This is a genomic window from Streptomyces sp. HSW2009 (assembly GCF_040240285.1).
Classification (GTDB): domain Bacteria; phylum Actinomycetota; class Actinomycetes; order Streptomycetales; family Streptomycetaceae; genus Streptomyces.
Genome location: NZ_JBEHZD010000836.1, coordinates 1 through 2,377 on the forward strand (window position 1 = coordinate 1; position 2,377 = coordinate 2,377).

At 76.1% G+C, this 2,377-nt stretch carries 1 protein-coding gene; it reads right to left on the bottom strand.

Translation table 11 applies throughout. The features are described from left to right. Positions 1-245: 245 nt before the first annotated feature. Positions 246-2,027 carry an FAD-dependent monooxygenase gene (locus AAHZ94_RS32735; RefSeq protein WP_349997342.1) on the bottom strand — a complete coding sequence of 594 codons (1,782 nt, stop codon included), beginning with the start codon at positions 2,025-2,027 and terminating at the stop codon, positions 246-248. Positions 2,028-2,377 lie beyond the last annotated feature (350 nt).

A 2,377-nucleotide genomic window follows, 5' to 3' on the forward strand; every position in this document is an offset into this window, starting at 1 on the left:
CGCCCCGGGGCCCGGCGGGCAGCGCCCCGGGCGGCAGGGGCGTCGGGGCGGCCGGCGACCGCGTACGCCGGGCCGCCCGGGCCGGGGGGCAGGGGGGCGTACGCGGGCGGTGCCGGGTCGGGGACCGCCTGCGGGGCGAGGCGCGCCGTAGCGTTCGCAACGGGGCCCGGCGCCACCGTCGCCGTACGCGGTCCCCCACCCGCCCCGGCAGGGACATCCCACAGGGGCGGGTGGGGCGTGCGTCGTCAGGTGGGGCTGGGCGCCGGCGCCTGGCGTAGCCCGCCCCGTGCGGCGTCGGCGCACGCGTACAACTCGGCCGGACGGACCCCGGCCAGCGAAGCCACCAGATGGCCGTCGGGCCGGATCAGCAGCACGGTGTGCGCGGGGGCACCCGGATAGCTCTCGGTCACCAGGATCTCGGCCCGTACCGGCAGCGCGGCCACCGCCGTGGCCAGCCGCGGCATCAGTCCGGCGCCCACCCAGTGCCGGCGCTCCCACACGCCGGTGCCGGGGGCGACCAGCAGGACGAGGAGCGCGCCGCCGAGCCTGTCCCGCAGCCGCGTCGCCGAACCGTCGGGCGCCGTGACCGGCACGTCGATCACCGGCGCGCCGGGCGCCGTGCCCACCGGCTGGGTGCCGTCCGGGGGCGTGTCGGGGAGCAGCGGGCTGAGCTGGTAGGCCGGTGGAGCACCGAGTTGGCCGAGTCCCGCGTGGCCGTCGGTGAGCAGGGCGTCGTGCCCGCGTACGGTGCCCGGCAGGACGGAGCGGCGCATCGCGGGCCAGCCGCCGGCGGCGCGCACCTGCGACACCAGTTGGTCGGCCGTCCGCAACCGGCTGCCGACGGCGCCGCGCCGCTCCGTCTGGTAGCTGTCGAGCAGCCCGTCGGCGGCGGTGTGGTGCCAGGCCAGGGCCAGCTTCCAGGCGAGGTTGTCGACGTCGCGTAGCCCTTCGTCCAGCCCCTGCGTACCGAGCGCTCCGATCAGGTGCGCGGCGTCCCCGGCGAGGAAGGCCCGCCCGACCCGCCAGCGCCGGGCGAGCCGATGGTGGGCCAGATGGACGCCGGTGTCCAGGAGTTCGTACGGGGGCAGCGAGCCGCACCAGCCGGTCAGGGTGTCGCGGACCCGGCTGAGCAGCGCCTCGGGGGTCACCAGATCGTGGCTCGGGGGGAGCAGCCAGTCGATCCGCCAGGCCCCGCCGGGCAGCGGACGTGCCGTCACCTCGGCGTCGGCACCGCGCCACGGCGGCGAACGGTGCAACAGGCCCTCGCCGGGGGAGGGCAGATCGGCCCGGAGCGCGGCCACCGCGTGCCGCTCCACCGCGGTCCGCCCGGGGAAGCGCACCCGGAGCAGCTTGCGCACCGTGGAGCGCGGCCCGTCGCAGCCGATCAGATAGCTGCCGCGCCACCAGACGCCCTTGCCTTGCGCCCCGTCGCCGTCGTCGCGCGCCTCGGGGCCGGCCCCGTCGGCCCCATCGGTCTCGTCCGCACCCTCCGTGTCGGGCACCAGCCGGGTGTGGACGCTGACGCCGCCCTCGTCCTGCTCCAGGGTGTCCAGCCGGTGGCCGGTGGCTATGTGGACCAGGCCGTTGCCGGTCTGCCTGCCGTACGGGGCCAGCGCGGCGCGCAGCGAGCGGGTGAGTACGTGTTGCGGCAGGTGCAGCGGTGAGGCGACGCCGGGTGTCTCGACGTCGGTGCTGCCGGCGGCCAGCGGGGCGGTGGCGCCGTTGCCGGCCCCGTTCCGTACGGCCCGTGGACCGTCGAAAGCCACCTGACGCACCGTCTGCCGCCGGCGCACGGTGCGCCAGCCGGTCCAGCGCGCCCCGTCGTCGGTGGCGACGGCGCAGCCCAAGAGGCTCAACATGTGGGCCGTGTCCGGTCGGAGCACGGCGGTGCGCGCGGGGCGCTGTTCGTCTATGCGGGGGCGCCCCGGTCCCTCGTCGAGCAGGATGACGGGTACGTCGCGCCGGGCGAGGGCGAGCGCCAGGGCGAGTCCGACGGGCCCCGCCCCCACGATGATCACCGGGTCCACGGCGCGGCTCCCTCATCCCTGCGGCAGGTATGGGAACTGTCTAGAGGAGCCCGGTACGCGATCACAGAACGTATGCAACCCATTGCTGCTGCCATCGTCAAGTGACGGCCGGGAGCACGCGGAAGCATGTACGCCCATGACCTGGCCGAGGATATACGCCCAGTACAGGGCCGGATACGCCAGCGTGGCGACCGGGCCGCACCCGTGTGCGGAACCGTCCTACGGATCGACCGCGTCGCGACCGTAACCGTCGCCCCCTCAACCACGTTGCCGCCGTGCTCCGTGCTCCGTGCTCCGTGCTCCGTGCTCCGTGCTCCGTGCTCCGTGCTCCGTGCTCCGTGCTCCGTGCT